At 58.2% G+C, this 18,268-nt stretch carries 15 protein-coding genes; 7 read left to right on the top strand and 8 right to left on the bottom strand.

Annotated features, from left to right (window positions below; all coding sequences use genetic code 11):
• Positions 1-94 precede the first annotated feature (94 nt).
• The 7 genes from CHU32_RS05170 to CHU32_RS05140 all read left to right on the top strand — a co-directional run bounded on the left by CHU32_RS05170 (position 95) and on the right by CHU32_RS05140 (position 7,815).
• Entirely contained in the window at positions 95-1,474 is a 1,380-nt protein-coding gene (locus tag CHU32_RS05170) for an MmgE/PrpD family protein (protein ID WP_103674712.1), read from the top strand.
• Positions 1,474-2,796 carry an MmgE/PrpD family protein gene (locus tag CHU32_RS05165; RefSeq protein ID WP_103674711.1) on the top strand — a complete coding sequence of 441 codons (1,323 nt, stop codon included), beginning with the start codon at positions 1,474-1,476 and terminating at the stop codon, positions 2,794-2,796. Before CHU32_RS05170 ends, CHU32_RS05165 begins: the two co-directional genes overlap by 1 nt.
• An 8-nt stretch (positions 2,797-2,804) precedes the next feature.
• Positions 2,805-3,566, top strand: coding sequence for a sulfite exporter TauE/SafE family protein (locus CHU32_RS05160; RefSeq protein ID WP_103674710.1), 762 nt, complete (start codon positions 2,805-2,807; stop codon positions 3,564-3,566).
• A gap of 126 nt (positions 3,567-3,692) precedes the next feature.
• Entirely contained in the window at positions 3,693-4,742 is a 1,050-nt protein-coding gene (locus CHU32_RS05155; protein WP_103674709.1) for an amino acid ABC transporter substrate-binding protein, read from the top strand.
• 26 nt (positions 4,743-4,768) lie between these two features.
• Positions 4,769-5,989, top strand: a complete 1,221-nt coding sequence (locus CHU32_RS05150; protein ID WP_103750794.1) for an amino acid ABC transporter permease — start codon at positions 4,769-4,771, stop codon at positions 5,987-5,989.
• A 9-nt stretch (positions 5,990-5,998) separates the two neighbouring features.
• The gene (locus tag CHU32_RS05145; protein WP_103750793.1) at positions 5,999-7,063 is read left to right on the top strand and encodes an amino acid ABC transporter permease; all 1,065 of its coding nucleotides are present in this window, start codon (positions 5,999-6,001) and stop codon (positions 7,061-7,063) included.
• Positions 7,063-7,815, top strand: coding sequence for an amino acid ABC transporter ATP-binding protein (locus CHU32_RS05140; RefSeq protein ID WP_103674706.1), 753 nt, complete (start codon positions 7,063-7,065; stop codon positions 7,813-7,815). Before CHU32_RS05145 ends, CHU32_RS05140 begins: the two co-directional genes overlap by 1 nt.
• Positions 7,816-7,962: 147 nt before the next feature.
• Here CHU32_RS05140 and CHU32_RS05135 read toward each other — a convergent pair whose 3' ends face one another.
• The 8 genes from CHU32_RS05135 to gap form a co-directional block, all read right to left on the bottom strand.
• Positions 7,963-10,356 carry a phosphoketolase family protein gene (locus CHU32_RS05135; protein WP_103674705.1) on the bottom strand — a complete coding sequence of 798 codons (2,394 nt, stop codon included), beginning with the start codon at positions 10,354-10,356 and terminating at the stop codon, positions 7,963-7,965.
• Positions 10,357-10,366: 10 nt separating this feature from the next.
• Positions 10,367-10,930 (bottom strand): nucleotidyltransferase family protein, encoded by a 564-nt coding sequence (locus CHU32_RS05130; RefSeq protein WP_103674704.1) that lies wholly within the window; start codon positions 10,928-10,930, stop codon positions 10,367-10,369.
• Positions 10,930-11,868, bottom strand: a complete 939-nt coding sequence (locus tag CHU32_RS05125; protein WP_245880180.1) for an XdhC family protein — start codon at positions 11,866-11,868, stop codon at positions 10,930-10,932. Before CHU32_RS05125 ends, CHU32_RS05130 begins: the two co-directional genes overlap by 1 nt.
• Positions 11,869-11,872: 4 nt before the next feature.
• Entirely contained in the window at positions 11,873-14,080 is a 2,208-nt protein-coding gene (paoC, locus tag CHU32_RS05120; protein ID WP_103750792.1) for an aldehyde oxidoreductase molybdenum-binding subunit PaoC, read from the bottom strand.
• 4 nt (positions 14,081-14,084) lie between these two features.
• Entirely contained in the window at positions 14,085-15,035 is a 951-nt protein-coding gene (locus tag CHU32_RS05115; RefSeq protein ID WP_103674702.1) for an FAD binding domain-containing protein, read from the bottom strand.
• Entirely contained in the window at positions 15,032-15,592 is a 561-nt protein-coding gene (gene paoA, locus CHU32_RS05110; protein ID WP_103674701.1) for an aldehyde dehydrogenase iron-sulfur subunit PaoA, read from the bottom strand. The genes CHU32_RS05115 and paoA overlap by 4 nt, the downstream gene beginning before the upstream one ends.
• Before the next feature lie 157 nt (positions 15,593-15,749).
• Complete coding sequence (locus CHU32_RS05105) at positions 15,750-17,075, bottom strand: cation:proton antiporter (protein WP_103674700.1); 1,326 nt, start codon at positions 17,073-17,075, stop codon at positions 15,750-15,752.
• A gap of 125 nt (positions 17,076-17,200) precedes the next feature.
• Positions 17,201-18,211, bottom strand: coding sequence for a type I glyceraldehyde-3-phosphate dehydrogenase (gene gap, locus CHU32_RS05100; protein WP_103674699.1), 1,011 nt, complete (start codon positions 18,209-18,211; stop codon positions 17,201-17,203).
• Positions 18,212-18,268: the final 57 nt, after the last annotated feature.

The raw sequence follows: 18,268 nt of genomic DNA, 5'->3' as shown, positions 1-18,268 counted from the left end.
TATGTTGAAGATAGTATTTTATTGTATACAAATGAATCCAATAAGGCATCTTGCTGTTTTGTCATGTTTATTTGTCAGCATCAGGGAAACTATTATGACCACTCCACAGCGTTGGCCTCGCAACGCGCAGCTTAGCCATTTTATTCATCATGCGCAGACAATGCCTGTCCCGCAGGCGGTATTGCATGAGGCGAAACGCGCGCTGATTGATTACCTGGGCGTGGCGCTGGGCGCGGTTAATGACGACGCCGTGCGCGCTGTGCGTCAGGTCGCCCGTCAGTGGAATGCCAGCGGCGCGGCGCGTGTGATCCTCGGCGAAACCACCACGCCGGGACTGGCGGCGCTGATTAACGCCACCATGGCGCATGCCGCGGACTATGATGATACCCATCCGGCAGGCGCGGGGCATCCTGGCGGGCCGTGCTGGTCGACGGCACTGGCGATGGCGCAGGCGCATCCTGTCAGCGAAGAGCAGGTGTTAAAAGCGTTTATTGCCGGGTTTGAAGTGATGGCGAAACTGGGCGGCGGCTGGGTGCCCGGTGTCGGGCGCAATCTGCAACGCCGTGGTTTTCATCCGACCTCAATCGTGGGGCGCGCCGGGGCGACGGCCGTGGCAGCGTCAGTACTTGGTCTTGACGAACTGCAAATACAAAACGCGCTTGGCGCAGCGGCAACCATGATGGGCGGACTGCAAAAATCCTCCGGCACCCACGGCAAGCCTTTTCATGCCGGGAAGGCGGCAATGGACGGCATTCTCGCCGCGCAACTGGCCGCCGAAGGCTTTGTCGGCGCGCATCACTTTTATGAAGCCGACGGCTGGGTAAAAAACTTTATTCAGGACGGCAGCGCGGAAATTCCGCCGCTGGATTTCACCGAAAGCTGGGAGTTGTTAACCAATGGCTACAAGCTGTATGCCAGTTGTCGGGGAACGCACGCCTCTATTGAAACCGCACGGCAGCTTTATCCACACCTGAAAGGCCGCGGGATCACGCGCATTGAAGCAAAAGTGCATCCGATGGGAATGGTGAATGCCGGAATACTGAACCCACAAACGCCGCTGGAGAGCAAATTTAGTATTCCTCACTGCATTACGCTGGCGCTCTGCGGTTATGCCCTGACCGATACCGATTTCACGCCGCAGACGGTTGCCGACCCTGCGCCGCGCGCACTGCTGCCGCTGCTGCATGTCGAGGCCGTCGAAGGGCAGTCGGCCAGTTCTGCCTTTATAGACGTCTGGCTGGAGGATGGCGAGGTACTGCACGCCCGGACGGAGGTCTATCGCGGTCACGCACAAAATCCGCTGACAGACCAGGAGCTGCGCGCCAAATTTGACGCGCTGGCGATCCCGGCGCTCGGCGCTGAAAAAAGCGAGGCGCTGTATCAGGCGGCCGCCCATTTTGAACGTCCTGGCTCACTGGCAACCCTCACCGCGCTGCTGGCAGGCGATAACACTGCATGTAAGGATAACCATTGATGACTATCGCCCGACAATTCGCCGCCAACCTGCTGCACTTCTCGCGCCAGACCTTTTCTTCGCAGGCGCACGAGCAGGCGCGAACCGCCATTATTGACACCCTCGGCGTAACGCTGGCCGGTGGCGTCCAGGACGGGGCGCAAAAACTGCGTCGCGTGGTGGCTCCTTCGGCGGCAGCCGGAAAAAGCCGGGTACTGGGTACCGATTTGCGCCTGAATGCGCTGGATGCCGCGTTGCTTAACGGCACATCGGCGCATTTACTTGATTTCGACGACTCCAATTCCTGGCTGCACGGCCACATTTCGGTTGCCGTCTTACCCGCCGTACTGGCGCTGGCGGATGAGCATGGCCTTAACGGCGAGGCGATCCTTCGCGCTTATCTGTGCGGCTATGAAACGGCGGTGCGGATGGGAAAAGCTGTCAGCCCGTTCCAGTACCGCCACGGCTGGCATCCGACCACCACGGTAGGGATTTTTGCCGGTGTGGCCGCCTGCGCCGTACTGCTGGAATTAACAGAAGAACAAACTGCCACGGCGCTGTCTATTTGCGCCTCGCTGTCGTCGGGGATTAAATCCAATTTCGGCAGCCAGACCAAAGCGCTGGTGGTTGGTCAGGCGGCGCGCAGCGCAGTGATGGCGACATTACTGGCGCAGGAAGGTTTTAGTGCCGGACAAACCGCGTTCGAGCATCATCACGGTTATTTCAATGTCTTTAACGGTAGCGAGAATGTCGATCCTTCAGCGCTGACCGAACGCTGGGACGGCACGCCGTATATTCTTGATCGCGAAAAGAGCAATAACTTTAAGTATTTTTCCTGCTGCTACGCCATTCTTTCACCGCTTGACGGCGTGCTGGCGCTGCGCGAGCAGACGGGTCTGACACCGCAGCAGATCGAACGCATCGACGTTCAGGTACATCCGATCCGCTTCCCGCATATCAATATTCCGCAGCCGGAAAATCCGCTGGCCGGAAAATTCAGCCTGCATTACTGCGTGGCACGCGTCTTTGTTGTCGGGACCCTGACGCTGGACGATTTTATTGATACCGCGCGCTTTGCCGATCCGGCCACCCAGGCGCTGATGCACAAGGTGACGCTGAGCTGCCACGACCAGCCGACGACCCACAGCGCGACTGTGACGCTGACCACTACCGACGGGCGTCAATTTCACCAGCAGATCAGCGGCGCGCGCGGCTCCAGCCCGGCGAATCCGTTACCGGAAGGGTTACTGGCGCAAAAATTTATGGATTGCGCTACCCGCGTGATGACCCCGGATGATGCGCAGGCGTTGTATGCCCGTCTGCTGCACGATGATTATCGCTGAGAGCCGTCATGACCTTATCGCTTATTCCCGCTGAGATCTCGCCGCTGTTTGCCGCCGTCATGGTGTTTTGTAGTTTTTTGACCTCGGCGCTGACCGCGGCGATGGGGCTGGGCGGAGGCACGGCGCTGCTGGCGGTGATGGGACTGGGAATGCCGGTTGCCAGCCTGATGCCGGTGCACGGGATGGTTCAACTGGGATCGAACCTGAGCCGTACGCTTATCCAGCGCGTCTACGTGGTCTGGCCGCTGGTGCTGTGGTTTTTACTCGGCAGTACGGTGGGCATCGCGCTCGGTGCGCCGCTGGCCGCGGCGATCCCGGACAGCATCGCGCGCATCGCGCTGGCGCTGTTTATCTTGTGGACGGTATTTCACAAACGCAGCGCGGCCAGGCCGACAAATAAATTGTTTTTTGTGATTGGCGGCGGGCTAAGCAGCATCGGGACAATGATTGTTGGCGCGACCGGGCCGATGGTCGCAGGACTCATCAGCGCCCAGGGGCTGAAAAGACAGCCGCTGATAGCCACGCATGCCACCTGCATGGTCCTCCAGCACGGGCTAAAAATTCTTGCTTTTGGCCTGATGGGATTTGCCTGGGCTGCGTGGCTACCGGTGCTGATAGCGATGATCGTCAGCGGCGCGCTGGGCACCTGGCTCGGCTCGCGCCTGCTCGACAACCTGCCGGAAAAGCTGTTCCGGGTGGTATTTCGTCTCACCATGCTGTTGCTGAGTCTGCAACTGCTCTGGCAAGGCGTTCAGGGGTGGTTGCGTTAGATGATTTTTGCATGAGCTGCGCCAGAATCCTTCTTTGCCACAGGCAGGGCGTAACGCACAACATAAGCAGATACGTTGATAGCAAAAGCGTTGTAAATACAAAATTAACCAGGAAAAAAGGCGATTATGCGCAATAAAATAAAAACGTTAGCGGCGGTCTTATTGATCGCCACCGGTAACCTTGCCTTTTCGGCGCACAGCGCAGACGCGCCTGCCACTAACGGTGAGACGCTGAAGAAAATTAAAGCCCGTGGTGAACTGGTATGCGGCGTTCATCCGGCGCGCCACGGCTTCTCCGCCATTGACAGTAAAGGGCAGTGGGTCGGGCTGGACGTTGATTTCTGTCGTGCGCTGGCGGCGGCGGTATTTGGCGATGCCAAAAAAGTCCGCTTTACGCCACTGTCTACCGCGCAGCGCTTCCCGGCCATTCAGTCAGGTGAAGTGGATGTTCTGTCGCGCAATATTACTGCCTCGCTGACCCGTGACGTGTCGCTCGGGCTGAATTTTGCCCCGCCAAACTTTTATACCGGTACCGGTTTTATGGTCCGCGCCAATAGCGGGGTGAAGAAAATCGAGGATTTGGACGGGGCCACTGTCTGCATCACGCCTGGCAGCAGTACCGAGCAGAACGTGGCGCAAATTTTCACTTCCCGCCATCTGCACTACACCCCGGTGGTTATTGAGAATAACAAAGAGTACGTGGCGGCCTACCTCGCCGGGCGCTGTGACGTCCTCGCGCGTGACAAAGTAGCGCTCCCCGGCGTGAAAAACTTCGACGCGGAAAACCCGGATGACCATGTGATCCTGCCGGGCATTTATTCAAAAGAGCCGCTGGCGATGGCGGTGCGTAAAGGCGACGACCAGTGGTTTGATATCGTCAAATGGGTGGTTTATGCCACCTTCAACGCAGAAGAGTTAAAAACCAGCCAGGCGAATGTCGATGAGCAACTGAAATCGACCGATCCGGATGTGCAGGGACTGCTGGGCGTCAGCGGCGGTTTCGGCCAGAAGCTGGGGCTGGATAATAAATGGGCTTACAACGTGGTTAAACAGGTGGGTAACTACGGCGATATTTACAACCGCCACTTTGGTCCACAAAGCACGGAGCCGCTCGACCGTGACCTCAATAAGTTATGGAACGACGGTGGCCTGCTGTATGGCTTACCGATTCGCTAACCCACGTTTGTGCCTCCGATCCTGACATGATGAAACACTCACAACATACCGCCAGTACGGAAACCCTGAATGCGCCGACGCAGGCTGGCGCATTCAAGCCCATTACCCTTTTAGGCAGTAAAACCACCCGCGGCTGGTGCTATCAAATCCTGCTGGCCCTGGTGCTGGTCGGCTTTTGCGGCTGGCTGTATCACAACGTGGTCGAAAACCTGCAAACGCAGCGCATTACGACCGGCTTTGGTTTTTTACAGCAAAGCGCACAGTTTGCGATTGGTGAAACGCTGATCGACTATACACCGCGCGATACCTATGCCCGCGCCGTGCTGGTCGGTTTACTTAACACTCTATATGTAACGGCATGCGGCATAATTCTGGCGACGGTGCTGGGATTTATTGTCGGTCTTGGGCGCGTGTCAAAAAACTGGCTATTGGTAAAACTGGCCGAAGGTTATGTGGAATTGCTGCGCAATGTGCCGGTGATCTTACAGGTAATTTTCTGGTCGGTGACCATCCGCAATCTGCCATCACCGCGGGGAGCCATTGAACTGGCGGGGCTGGGCTTTCTGACCAATCGCGGCCTGACGTTTGCGGTGCCAGAAGCGCATCCTGGCTGGCAGTGGACGTTGTGGGCGCTGCTGGCGGGTATTGTCCTCAGCGTTGCACTGTCAATGCTGGCGCGACGGCAGCGTGAACGCGGCGGACGGCTGTGGCCGGTCGCCCGCCTGCGGGTGGCGCTTATCGTCGGCTTACCGCTGGTGGTCTGGTGGCTGTGCGGCGCACCGCACGGTATCGATCGCCCGACGCTGCGCGGCTTTAACTTTCGCGGCGGTTTCACCATCAGCCCGGAATTTACCGCGCTGCTACTGGGGATTGCGCTCTATTCCTCAGCGTTTATCGCGGAAATTGTCCGCGCCGGGGTTCAGTCGGTGCCAAAAGGGCAGCTTGAAGCGGCGCGCTCGCTGTCATTCTCACCCTGGCATGTGATCCGCCACGTCATTATACCGCAGGCGATGCGGGTGATCGTCCCGCCGCTGGCCAGCCAATATGTTAGCCTGGCGAAGAACAGCTCCATTGCCGTGGTGGTGGGCTATCCCGAACTGGCAAATATCAGCAACACCCTGATGAATCAGACCGGGCAGGCGCTGGAAGCCATTGCCATCATGATGGTGGTCTACCTGATTATTAGCATTACCACGTCGCTGCTAATGAATATCTTTAACCGCTACGTCGCCATTAAAGAGCGCTGAGGAGTGGCAATGCAACATACTGCAATTGACTGGCTGCGGCGTAATTTGTTCAGCAGCCTGCTGCAAACGCTTTTAACGCTGGTCCTGCTGACGATCCTGGCGATTGTCGGTGCGGCATTAGTGCGCTGGGGCATAACGGACGCGGTATTCAGCGGTGGGGCGGCACAGTGTCGTGCCGCCGCGGGTGCCTGCTGGGCGGTGATTGGTGAAAAGTACCGGCCCATCCTGTTCGGCCTCTATCCTTACGATCAGCAGTGGCGTCCGGCGCTGTGTATGCTGATCTGGTTTGTATGCACCGGGCTTTCCTTGTCGCCCGCGTGCTGGCATTCCCGCGTGTTGTGGCCGCTGTGGGTGGTGGCGCTGGCGGCGATGTCCTGCCTGATGAGCGGCGGCGTGTTTGGCCTGCCGCCGGTACAATCTGCCGAATGGGGCGGGCTGCCGCTGACGTTGCTGCTGTTTTCTGGCACGGTGATTATTGGCATGCCGGTATCGGTGGCGCTGGCGCTGGGACGTCGCTCACCGCTGCCGTTTTTGCGTGGGCTGTCGGTTACCTTTATTGAGGGGCTGCGCGGGGTGCCGCTGATTACCATTTTGTTTGTCGCAGTAAACGTGTTTCCGCTGTTTCTGCCTGCGGACATGGAGGTGAATAAACTGCTGCGTATTATTATTGGCATCGCGCTGTTTTTTGCCTGCTACCAGGCTGAGGTCATCCGCGGCGGCTTACAGTCCGTGCCGCGCGGTCAGTATGAAGCGGCGACGGTGCTCAATCTCGGTTACTGGCACACGACAACCAAAATTATCCTGCCACAGGCGCTGCGCATCTGCCTGCCGGCGGTCACTAACCATATTATCGCCGCCATGAAAAATACCTCATTTGTGATCATCATCGGCCTGTTCGATGTGCTTACCGCCACCAGCGCGGTGATGCAGGACCCGCAGTGGCGGCGCTATTACATCGAAACCTACGTTTTTATCTCGGCAATTTATATTTTGTTCGGCTTTGTGCTTTCCCGCTACGCCATCTGGGTAGAAAAACGCATTGATGCCAGCCACCACTCAGAAGGAGTCGCCTGATGTCCGCCGCATTACCAAAACCGATCATCGAAATGAACGCCGTCAGCAAATGGTACGGAAAATTTCAGGTGCTGGACAACGTCTCGCTGAATGTGCAGAAGGGGGAGCGAGTGGTGATTTGCGGCCCGTCCGGGTCGGGGAAATCGACGCTGATCCGCTGTATCAACCGGCTGGAGGAGCATCAGCAGGGGCAAATTTGGGTCAACGGCATCGAAATGAACGACAACGTGCGTAATATCAACCGCATCCGGTTAAGCATCGGGATGTTGTTCCAGCAGTTCAACCTGTTCCCGCACCTGAGTGTACTGGATAACCTGACTATCGGCCCCCGGTTGGTGCGCAAGATGAGCCAAAAGCAGGCGACGGAGCTGGCCATGCATTATCTGGAGAAAGTGCATATCGGCAATCAGGCGCATAAATTTCCGCTCCAGCTTTCGGGTGGTCAGCAGCAGCGGGTAGCGATTGCCCGTGCGCTGTGTATGCAGCCTGAAATTATGCTCTTTGATGAGCCAACGTCAGCGCTCGACCCGGAGATGATTAAAGAAGTGCTGGATGTGATGCTGGATCTGGCCGAGGGCGGAATGACAATGATTGTCGTCACCCACGAAATGGGATTTGCCCGCACCGTGGCGGATAACGTGATCCTGATGGCCGATGGCCGGATTGTAGAATCCGCGCCGCCAGCCCGGTTCTTCAGCCAGCCGGAGCATCCGCGCACCCGGCAGTTTTTAGAGCAGATTTTGAGCCATTAAACCCAGCGGATCGCTGGATAAGCCGCGCACTGTAATAATGCCGGATGGCGGTTACGCCTTATCCGGCCTGCACTCGTTGAAACGTTAGCTCGTTTTTGCAGGCCGGATAAACGAAGCGGCATCCGTTACGCGACGGCCTGCATTGCGCTACTCGGGAATATTCTCTCCCCCTTGCTGCGACGGCCATTTCCATCCCTGGACTTCCGGCAAATCTTCACCATGTTCCCGCACATAACGATGATGTTCGGCAATTTTTTCCGCCAGCGCGTCGAGAATATCGTCGGCTTTCCCCTGGAGCGCGGGCACGCGCAAAATTGCTTCCTGCGCAAGGTGAAAGCGGTCCAGCTCGTTCATCACCGTCATATCAAATGGCGTGGTAGTGGTGCCTTCTTCCATAAATCCGCGAACGTGGAAGTTCCGGTGGTTATTACGCTGATAGGTTAAGCGGTGGATCAGGCTCGGATAGCCGTGAAAGGCAAAGACGACCGGTGTATCGGCGGTGAAAAGGGCGTCAAAATCCTCGTCGCTCAGACCGTGAGGATGCTGATCCTGGGTTTGCAATGCCAGCAGGTCAACGACATTGACCACCCGTACGCGCAGATCCGGAAGATACTCACGCAGCAGATCGACCGCTGCCAGCGTTTCCATGGTCGGCACGTCGCCAGCGCAGGCCATCACCACATCCGGGGCATGGCCCTCTTGCTCGTTCCCGGCCCAGCGCCAGATGCCCATTCCTGCCGCGCAGTGTTTTTCCGCCTCCGCAAGCGTCAGCCACTGTGGCGCGGGTTGCTTGCCTGCGATCATCACATTGATGCGGTCCCAGGTTTTCAGACAGTGATCGGCCACGCACAGCAGAGTGTTGGCATCCGGCGGCAGGTAAATGCGCACAATATCGGCTTTCTTATTGGCGACATGATCGATAAACCCCGGGTCCTGATGACTATAGCCATTGTGATCCTGCCGCCAGACATGTGAGGACAGCAGGTAATTGAGCGAAGAAACCGGCTTGCGCCATGCCAGGGCTCGGGAAACTTTGAGCCATTTGGCATGCTGGTTAAACATTGAGTCGACAATATGAATAAAGGCTTCATAGCAGTTAAACAGGCCATGCCGCCCGGTAAGTAAATAGCCTTCCAGCCAGCCCTGACACTGATGCTCGCTGAGAATTTCCATTACCCGCCCATCTTTTGCCAGTTGCTCGTCATACGATTTAACCGGCTCCTGCCAGGTACGGCTGGTGACGTTGAAGACTTTGCCCAGCCGGTTAGAGGCCGTTTCATCCGGGCCGAACAGGCGGAAATTATCGGCATTGTGCTGGAAAATTCCGGCGAGGTAGCTGCCAAGGGCATCGGTTGATTCTGCCTGGGTTTCGCCGGGTGACTGAACATTAATCGCGTACGCCGTCAGCGACGGGGTCACCAGCTCGCGCCTGAGCCGTCCACCGTTGGCCCATGGTGTTGAACCCATTCGCTTGTCGCCCTTCGGGGCCAGGGCTTGTAGTTCACGCTTAAGCTGTCCATGTTCATCAAACAGATCCTCCGGGTGATAGCTGCGCATCCAGCCCTCGAGGATGTCCCGGTGCGCATCATTTTCCCGGCAGGCTGATACCGGCACCTGATGCGCGCGCCAGAAATCTTCGACTTTTTTGCCGTCCACGGTCTGCGGTCCGGTCCAGCCTTTCGGGCTGCGCAGAATAATCATTGGCCAGCGGGGAAGTTCAGCGGGAGCCGTGCCGCTGCGCGCCTGCTGCTGATAGCGCTGAATGCTGTCCAGCGCCACAGCCAGCGTCCCGGCCATTGCCCGGTGCATTTTCTCCGGCTCATGACCGCTGACCAGCAGCGGTTCGTAACCCAGACCGCTGAAATACTGACGCAGATTATCGTCGCTTTCGCGTCCCAGAATGGTCGGATTGGCAATCTTATAGCCATTGAGATGCAGGATTGGCAATACCATACCGTCGCGGGCGGCATTTAGAAACTTGATGCCCTGCCAGCTTGAGGCCAGCGGTCCGGTTTCCGCTTCACCGTCGCCAATGACGCAGGCGGCAATAAGCGATGGATTGTCAAACACCGCGCCAAACGCGTGCGAGAGCGAATAGCCCAGCTCGCCGCCTTCGTTAATCGAACCGGGCGTTTCGGCGGCAGCGTGGCTCGGAATACCGCCGGGAAAGGAAAACTGTTTAAACAGTTTTTTCATACCGTCAGCATCCTGGCTGATATCGGGATAAATCTCGCTGTAACTGCCCTCAAGCCAGGTATTCGCCACCATGCCCGGCCCACCGTGGCCCGGACCACAAATATAAAGGATATCCAGATTGCGCTGGCGTATGGCGTGATTGAGATGAGCATAAATAAAATTGAGGCCCGGCGTGGTGCCCCAGTGGCCGAGCAGGCGCGGTTTGATATGCTCCGGTTTAAGCGGCTCACGCAAGAGCGGGTTATCCATCAGATAAATTTGCCCCACCGAAAGATAGTTCGCGGCGCGCCAGTAGCGGTCCAGCAGATGAAGATCGTTATCGGTGAATGAGGATGCTTCTGTCATGCCTTTCTCCTTAAGGTGTGTTATCGCGCAGGGCGCGCCGGCGGACGATCCGCCTTGCCCTGACGAGATCGCCTGGGGTATCAATGTCGTAAATAATCCCCGCGTCGTTGAGCGCCAGATCCCGCACGCCGCCACTGACTCTGGCGGCACGAACAATGGACGCTGCGCCAGTGTCGGCGCTCAGTGCGGTAAGCGCAGTCAGATGGTTTCGCGCAAAGCCGACCGGGTGACCAGCACGCTGACGAAACCGGGGGACCACGACGCAATGAGAGGCGAGGGCACTGGCGACGCGTTGCAGGGTAAGAGGGCGGATCAGCGGAAGATCGCCTGGTAAAATAAGCCAGCCGTCGGCGTCAAGGGTGGCGTTGACGCCGGCGGCGATTGACGCACCCATCCCGGCCGTCCCGCCTGCGGGACGTACCAGATGCCAGGGCAGGCCGGAGGCTTCTGCCGCCGCCAGCACATGGTGCAGTACAGAGTGGCCTGCCAGCGAGGCGTCGAGCTTATGGCACGTTCCGCCCGCCGCCAGAAATCGCGCTCCCCGCCCCGCAGCAAGAATAATAACGGTCGGCATCAATGCCCTTCCAGCATGGCGGTACGCGCGGCGGCCACGTCGGCCAGCACCGAAAGCGCCAGTGAACTGACGTCGCGGGCTTTGGCAAACAAGCCGATGGGGGCTTTAATGCGGGCGATAGCCTGCGGCGCGTAACCGAGCTGAAGGAGCCTCTCACTGCGCCGTTGATGGGTGCGGGCGCTGCCCAGCGCACCGATATAAAACGGCGAAGCGCCAAGCGCGGCGTCAAGAAACGGCAGTTCCTGATGCAAATCATGGTAGAGCACGATCACCGCCGTATCGTCATCAATACCTCCGGCGGCATGGGCTGGACGCCAGCCGTCGCAGGAGAACACCTCATAGCCTGCGGCCTGAGCAATTTTTGCCGTCACCTCGGGAGCAATAGCACGGCCTGCGATCATCAAACGCGCGCGCGGGCGGTAGCCGACCTGAAATGTCTGCCCGTCCCGACCGGTTTTCACCGCGCCGGTAACTGCCGTCACACCTGGCATATCCGCATTCCAGCGTAATCCCGCCGCCTGCCGCCGCCCAAGCGCGTTAAGCACCGTCAGTAGCGGCTGCGCCTGGTACAGCGGACGGATGTGCAGGGTAATGCTACCCCCGCAGGGCAGGACAATATCCATATACGGCGATCCCTGCCCGTAAACCACATCGCGATAGCAGCCGGTATGGATCACCTCCAGCGCTTCGCAGGCCGCGGCGGCTTCCACGCAGCCGCCGGAGACTACCCCGCAATACTGGCCATCTTCCCGTACCGCCATCTGCGCACCCCGGGGACGGGAGGAACCGCCGCGAATATCGGTGAGCGTGACCAGCGCGGTCGCCATCCCGGCGAGTAGGGCATCGGCGGCGAAGCGCAGCACAACCAGTGGATCGTCGGTATGTAGTGCCGCATGCGGCGTACATTGCGGCGGATGAAACGTTACGTGTTGCAGCACGGCATCATCCTTCTGGCGTCGGTTCAGGCATCGCTGCCAGCAGTTTGTCGAGTGTAATGGGATACTCCCGCACCCTGACGCCGGTGGCGTTGTAAATCGCATTGGCAATCGCTGCGCCAACACCGCACAGCCCCAGTTCGCCCACGCCTTTGGCTTTCATGGGGGAGGAAACCGGGTCGGTCTCATCAAGGAAAATCACCTCCTGCTCGCCGATGTCGGCATGCACTGGTACTTCATAGCTTGCCAGATCGTGATTGACGAAATAGCCTCGCCGGGTATCCACCACCAGCTCTTCCATCAGCGCCGCACCGACGCCCATCGTCATTGCGCCAATCACCTGGCTGCGGGCGGTTTTCGGATTCAGAATGCGTCCCCCGGCGCACACGGCCAGCATGCGCCGGACCCGTACTTCGGCGGTAAACCGGTCGACCCCGACTTCAACAAAGTGGCCGGCAAACGTGGACTGCTGGAACTGTTTGTCCAGATCGCCATATTCCATCGTGTCCTCTGCGCTCAACCGGCCGGCGCGAGCCGCATCGGTCAACGGAAAACGCTGGTGGCCCGCCTGTACATAACCGTCACAGAAATCCAGCCCGGCGGCGTCAAGGCCGAGCTTTTCCGCCACTTGTTCACGCAGTTTAACGCAGGCGGCGTACACGCCCGCGGTAGAGGTGTTCGCTCCCCACTGACCGCCCGAGCCTGCCGAAACCGGGAAATCAGAATCGCCCAGTTTCACGATGACCTTTTCCAGCGGGACGCCGAGCATTTCCGCTGCCGTCTGACCGATGATGGTATAGCTGCCGGTGCCAATGTCGGTCATGTCGGTTTCGACCGTTACCGTGCCGTCCGGGTCCAGATGCACGCGTGCTGCGGATTTGTCGACCATATTGTTACGAATGGCGGCGGCAACGCCCATCCCCACCAGCCAGCGTCCGTCACGAACCTGTCCGGGTTGCGCAACGCGATCCTGCCAGCCAAAGCGTTCCGCGCCCTCGCGCAGGCAGGTAGCGAGCTGGCGATGGGAGAAGAAGCGCTCAGGTTGCGTGGGATCGACCTGCGTATCGTTAAGGATGCGAAAAGCGATCGGATCGATGCCGACTTTTTCTGCCATCTCATCAATCGCAATTTCCAGCCCCAGTAATCCCGCCGCTTCGCCCGGGGCGCGCATCGCATTGCCTTCCGGCAGATCAAGTTCGGCCAGTCGCAGGCCGGTATGACGATGCTTGCCGGCATACAGCAGATTGGTTTGCTGTACGGCAGTTTCCGGTGTGCCACCCGGCAAATTACCGGACCAGCTAATGTGCGATATGGCAGCAATATGCCCGGTAGTATCGGTGCCGATGCGAATCTGCTGGATAGTCGCCGGACGATGGGTGGTGTTATTCGCTATCAGCGGGCGTTGTAGCATTACTTTTACCGGACGCTGTAGCGCTTTCGCGCCGAGTGCCGCCAGCAGGGCGTCGCTGCGCAAGAATAATTTACTGCCAAAGCCGCCGCCAATATACGGCGAGTAAATACGCACGTTCTCTGGTTCAATGTTCAGCGTCGCAGCCAGTTCTTTACGACACCAGGCAATCATCTGGTTTGAGGTCCAGAGGGTGACGTTATCACCATGCCAGGCGGCCATTGACGCGTGAGGCTCCATGGCAAAATGCGACTGGTCCGGCGTGGTGTAGATGGCATCCAGTTGCACCGGGGCGGCGGCAAATGCCGTTGCAAAATCACCGGTAACGTTGTCCGGCGTATCCTCAGGTGGCTCTTTCACCTCCGGTCTGGCTTTCGCCAGGTCGTATTCCCCCGCCTGTTTTTCGTAGGTCACCTCCACCAGACTCGCCGCCGCGCGCGCCTGCTCAAAGGTCTCCGCGACCACCAGCGCCAGCGCCTGGTGATAATGTTCAATCTGTGGACCGCCGAGCAGGGTGGCGGTGTTCATTTCGCCTTTGCCGAGAGGCCCGGCGTTTTCCGCCGTGACGATGGTCAGCACGCCGGGCGCACGGCTGGCGGCGCTGGTATCAATGCTACTAATTCGCCCTTTAGCGATGGCCGATCCGACGACATAGCCGTAGGCCACATTGTCGACCTCTTCGTGCCATTCATAGGCATAATGAGCGGAGCCAGTGGTTTTCAGTGGCCCGTCAATGCGGTCACGGGGCTGGCCGACGACTTTTTGTCGATCGATGGGATTTTGAGTGGCTGGTTGATCGAATTTCATTTTATTATCCCCTCGCTTGCGCCAGTACTAAGGCGAGTGTGCGTTCCGCCAGAGTGAGTTTGAACTGATTTTCAGGCGTGGGCTGCGCACCGGCAAACAGATGCTGGCAGACCGCTTTGGCCCCATGGGGGAGTTCGGCGTCCGCCTGCGCTGTGCGCCACGGCTGATGCGCCACACCGCCCATGGCGACGCGACCGCTGCCGTCGGGATGAATAATGGCGGCTACAGATACCAGCGCAAATGCGTAGGAGGCCCGGTCGCGCACTTTATGATAGATCTGCACGCCGCCCACGGGCGCGGGCAGGGTAACGGCAACGATCAGTTCGCCTGGCTGAAGGTGCGTTTCAAGGTGCGGTGTGTCACCTGGCGGGCGATAAAACGCCTCCAACGGTATCTGACGTTCTGTGCCATCCGCTAATACCGTTTCAACCACTGCATCCAGCACGCGCATCGCTACCGCCATGTCGCTGGGGTGGGTTGCGATACAGTGCTCGCTGGCCCCGACCACTGCCAGTTGACGGCTATAACCGTCGAGGGCAGAACAGCCGCTGCCGGGCAGACGTTTATTACAGGGTTGATTAGGATCGTAAAAGTAGGGACAGCGGGTGCGCTGAAGCAGGTTACCCGCCGTGGTGGCCTGATTACGCAACTGACCGGAAGCGCCAGCCAGCAGCGCCCGGGACAGCACCGGGTAATCACGGCGCACGCGCAGGTCAGCGGCCAGATCGGTATTGCGCACCAGCGCACCGATGCGCAGACCGCCTTCAGGCGTGCCATCAATTTGATCCAGTGGCAGACCATTAACATCAATCAGGTGCCCCGGCGTTTCGATTTCCAGCTTCATCAGATCCAGCAAATTGGTGCCGCCGGCGATAAATCGCGCGCCAGTATGGCTGGCCGCGCTGCTTGCCGCCTGGGCGAGGGTTGCCGCACGCTCGTAGGTGAACGATTTCATGGTTTTTCACCTCCGGCAACGTCGTTAATGGCGGCAAGAATGTTGCTGTAAGCACCACAGCGGCAGATGTTACCGCTCATCCGTTCCCGCACTTCATCGGGCGTCAGGCCTGCGGGTGCCAGAAGGTCGTCGGTAACGTGGCTGGGAATGCCTTGTTCAATCTCACTGAGCATGGCAATTGATGAACAGATTTGCCCGGACGTGCAGTAGCCGCATTGAAAACCGTCGTGTTTAACGAAGGCCGCCTGCATGGGATGCAAATTGTCTGCCGAACCCAGGCCTTCAATAGTAGTGATCTCAGCCTCCTGGTGCATCACAGCAAGCGTCAGGCAGGCATTGATCCGTCGTCCGTTTACGATAACAGTACAGGCTCCACACTGACCGTGGTCGCAGCCTTTTTTGCTGCCGGTAAGATGCAGATGTTCGCGCAGGGCGTCCAGTAATGTGGTTCGGGTATCAAGATTCAGTTCGTGTATCTCACCATTGACGGTGAATTTCAGAAACGCCGTTTCAACGGGCAACGATGCGCCAGCGGCGATGGACGATTGCTTACACATAAAGATTCTCCAGGATTCAGGGAGCAAAAAAGGACTCAGGGCGCAGTGCGCTATTTTTTATGTAGCTTTAAGCGTAGTCGGCTTTTCTGGCTTATGAAGCGTGCTGAAGGAAGGTAGCAGGGCGCGACGCAGGCAGTAAGGGGCGCGCCCTGGCGTTTTAATGCTGTTCTTTCTTGCGCCGTAAGGTCAGCAATGGCGTCACCGTAATGCCATGGACCAGTACGCTAATCGTGACAATAGTGATGGCGGTATCGGTGACCAGCGTAGCGTCATCGCCCTGGAAGCCATGCAACCATGCGTAAGCAATATAATTTAAGCTGCCAATGCCGCGTATGCCGAGCCATCCGAGGCTTAGCCGGTGTAGCCACGGGCTTTGTGAGCGCCATGTCACCAGCAATACTGCAAGTGGTCTAATTAAAAAGAAGATCAAAAAGGCCAGCGGCAATGCACTACTATTCCAGTGCTGGGCCAGGGTCACGCCAAGGATAATGATAAGCGCGGCGGCGAAGAGCCGTTCCACCGTGTCGCCAAAGGACAGCGCGTCACCAATGATAAGCCCCACCGACTTGATCGGACTCTGGATGTCCAGTCCGTGTCGGGTGTGCGGATTGACGAGCATTTCAGCCGGTAAATCATCGTCATCTTCTTTCTGGTCCGCATGCCTTTTTTGCACGCTCACCTCGGTACTGCGCAATCCTACGCCCGCCGCGAAGGCGGCCAGAAATCCGGATGCGCTGACCCACTGCGCCAGGGCAAAGCTCAGACAGATTAGCGCCAGCGCGACAAAATCACTGGGCGCGACTTCTCCCTGTGCATGGCGCGAGCGGGTCGCCATGATGCCGATAAAGCGGCCGAGCAAAAAACCAATCGCTAATCCGCCCATCAGCGCCCAGACCAGATCGACGCTAAACCATTTAAGCAATTCTTCACCGCTGAGCGCCGACCCGGCTTGATTCCACAGCAGCGCGAGGATAAGAAAAGGCAACGCCGTGCCGTCGTTCAGTCCCGCCTCGCTGGACAGCGAGACGCGCAACCGGTCGCCATCCTGGGCATCGTTAATAGCGACCAGACTCGCCAGCACCGGGTCCGTGGGGGCGAGGATCGCCGCCAGCGCCAGCGACAGCGGCCAGGAAATGCCGGTCAGAAAATGCGAAACGACCATAATGCCGCCAATGGTTAATAGCATGCCCGGCAGCGCCAGCATAATGCCGGTTTTCCAGAAGGCGTACTTCAGCGGCAGGCGGATTTTTAGCCCGGTAATAAATAAGGAGGCCGCCATCGCAATCTCTGTGATACGGCTGGTTAACGGCGCATGATCCACGATATCAATGCGCAGGATGCCAAGCTCCCACGGGCCGCAGACGATACCGACCAGCAGATAAAGCCCAAATACCGGAACCGCAAAGCGGCTGATCCAGCCATAAGATAACGACATTAACAATAGCAAAACGCCCGTCGCCGCTGTCCACCCCAGATACCCCATACTTCACCTCTAAACGAACAGCTCAATCAATAGGTTATAGTTGCTAACGAAAGGATGTTCCAGAAAGGCGGGCAGGGAGACGTGAGGTACAGAGGGAAGCGGCTGGGCGGCCAGCCGCGAAAAGATTATTGTTCGCGCTGCGCCATCAGCAACGCCAGGTCGACGAGGCGGTTTGAGAATCCCCATTCGTTATCGTACCAGGCGAGAATTTTTACCATGTTGCCGCCAATCACCAGCGTTGAAAGACCGTCAATAATCGATGACCGTGGATCGCCCTGATAATCACTGGAGACCAGCGGTTCGTCGCTGTAGCCGAGGATACCCTGTAACGGACCAGATGCAGCAGCTTCCCGGAAGGCGGCGTTTACCTCCTCTGCCGTCACGTCGCGACTGAGGGTAACGGTAAGATCGACAACAGAGACCACCGGCACCGGGACGCGCAGCGAATAGCCGGTCAGACGACCGTCAAGTTCCGGAATCACTTTGCCCAGCGCTTTAGCCGCGCCACTGGAATAGGGGACGATGGACAGGGCGGCCGCCCGTGCGCCGCGCAGATCTTTTTCCGGCTGATCGTGCAGCGCCTGGCTATTGGTATAGGCGTGCGTGGTGTTCATCAGGCCATGTTCAATACCAAAATGCTGATGCAGGACCTGCGCCGCCGGAGCCAGCCCATTAGTGGTGCAACTGCCGTTACTGACCACCTGGTGTTTTGCCGGATCGTACAACTGATGGTTGACGCCCATCACCACCGTCAAATCATCGTTTTTGCCCGGCGCGGAGATGATGACGCGTTTCGCGCCGCCGCTGTCAATATGCACGGCAGCCTTGTCACGTTCGGTGAAGAAGCCCGTCGCTTCGATGACAATATCTACACCGACATCACGCCAGGGAATATTCGCCGGATCGCGTTCACTGAACACGCGTATCTGCTGGCCGTCAACCTGTAGCAAACCGTCTGCAGCCTCAACCGGGACGCGGAGAGTACCGAGCAGCGAGTCATATTTCAGCAAATGGGCAAGGGTTTTACTGTCCGTTAAATCATTGATTGCCGTAATCTGAATATCCGGGTTGCCCAGCGCGGCGCGTAAAACATTGCGGCCAATCCTGCCGAAACCATTAATACCGACCTTAACCATAATCAACTCCTTCTCTCAGTTGTCTGGTATTACTGTAGGGAGCAGGCATAATGGCGT

The sequence above is a fragment of the Superficieibacter electus genome, assembly GCF_002915575.1.
In the GTDB taxonomy this organism is placed as follows: Bacteria; Pseudomonadota; Gammaproteobacteria; order Enterobacterales; family Enterobacteriaceae; genus Superficieibacter; species Superficieibacter electus.
Note: the sequence above shows the minus strand (reverse complement) of the source record. Positions and strands in the feature narration are given on the sequence as shown.

Bases quoted from the DNA above. Each gene is read 5' to 3' on its own strand.
- CHU32_RS05165 (WP_103674711.1), top strand. From the start codon at position 1,474: ATGACTATCGCCCGACAATTCGCCGCCAACCTGCTGCACTTCTCGCGC.
- CHU32_RS05135 (WP_103674705.1), bottom strand. From the start codon at position 10,356: ATGACAGAAGCATCCTCATTCACCGATAACGATCTTCATCTGCTGGAC.
- paoA (WP_103674701.1), bottom strand. From the start codon at position 15,592: ATGTGTAAGCAATCGTCCATCGCCGCTGGCGCATCGTTGCCCGTTGAA.
- CHU32_RS05115 (WP_103674702.1), bottom strand. From the start codon at position 15,035: ATGAAATCGTTCACCTACGAGCGTGCGGCAACCCTCGCCCAGGCGGCA.
- paoC (WP_103750792.1), bottom strand. From the start codon at position 14,080: ATGAAATTCGATCAACCAGCCACTCAAAATCCCATCGATCGACAAAAA.
- CHU32_RS05130 (WP_103674704.1), bottom strand. From the start codon at position 10,930: ATGCCGACCGTTATTATTCTTGCTGCGGGGCGGGGAGCGCGATTTCTG.
- CHU32_RS05150 (WP_103750794.1), top strand. From the start codon at position 4,769: ATGATGAAACACTCACAACATACCGCCAGTACGGAAACCCTGAATGCG.
- CHU32_RS05155 (WP_103674709.1), top strand. From the start codon at position 3,693: ATGCGCAATAAAATAAAAACGTTAGCGGCGGTCTTATTGATCGCCACC.
- CHU32_RS05160 (WP_103674710.1), top strand. From the start codon at position 2,805: ATGACCTTATCGCTTATTCCCGCTGAGATCTCGCCGCTGTTTGCCGCC.
- CHU32_RS05105 (WP_103674700.1), bottom strand. From the start codon at position 17,075: ATGGGGTATCTGGGGTGGACAGCGGCGACGGGCGTTTTGCTATTGTTA.
- gap (WP_103674699.1), bottom strand. From the start codon at position 18,211: ATGGTTAAGGTCGGTATTAATGGTTTCGGCAGGATTGGCCGCAATGTT.
- CHU32_RS05145 (WP_103750793.1), top strand. From the start codon at position 5,999: ATGCAACATACTGCAATTGACTGGCTGCGGCGTAATTTGTTCAGCAGC.
- CHU32_RS05140 (WP_103674706.1), top strand. From the start codon at position 7,063: ATGTCCGCCGCATTACCAAAACCGATCATCGAAATGAACGCCGTCAGC.
- CHU32_RS05170 (WP_103674712.1), top strand. From the start codon at position 95: ATGACCACTCCACAGCGTTGGCCTCGCAACGCGCAGCTTAGCCATTTT.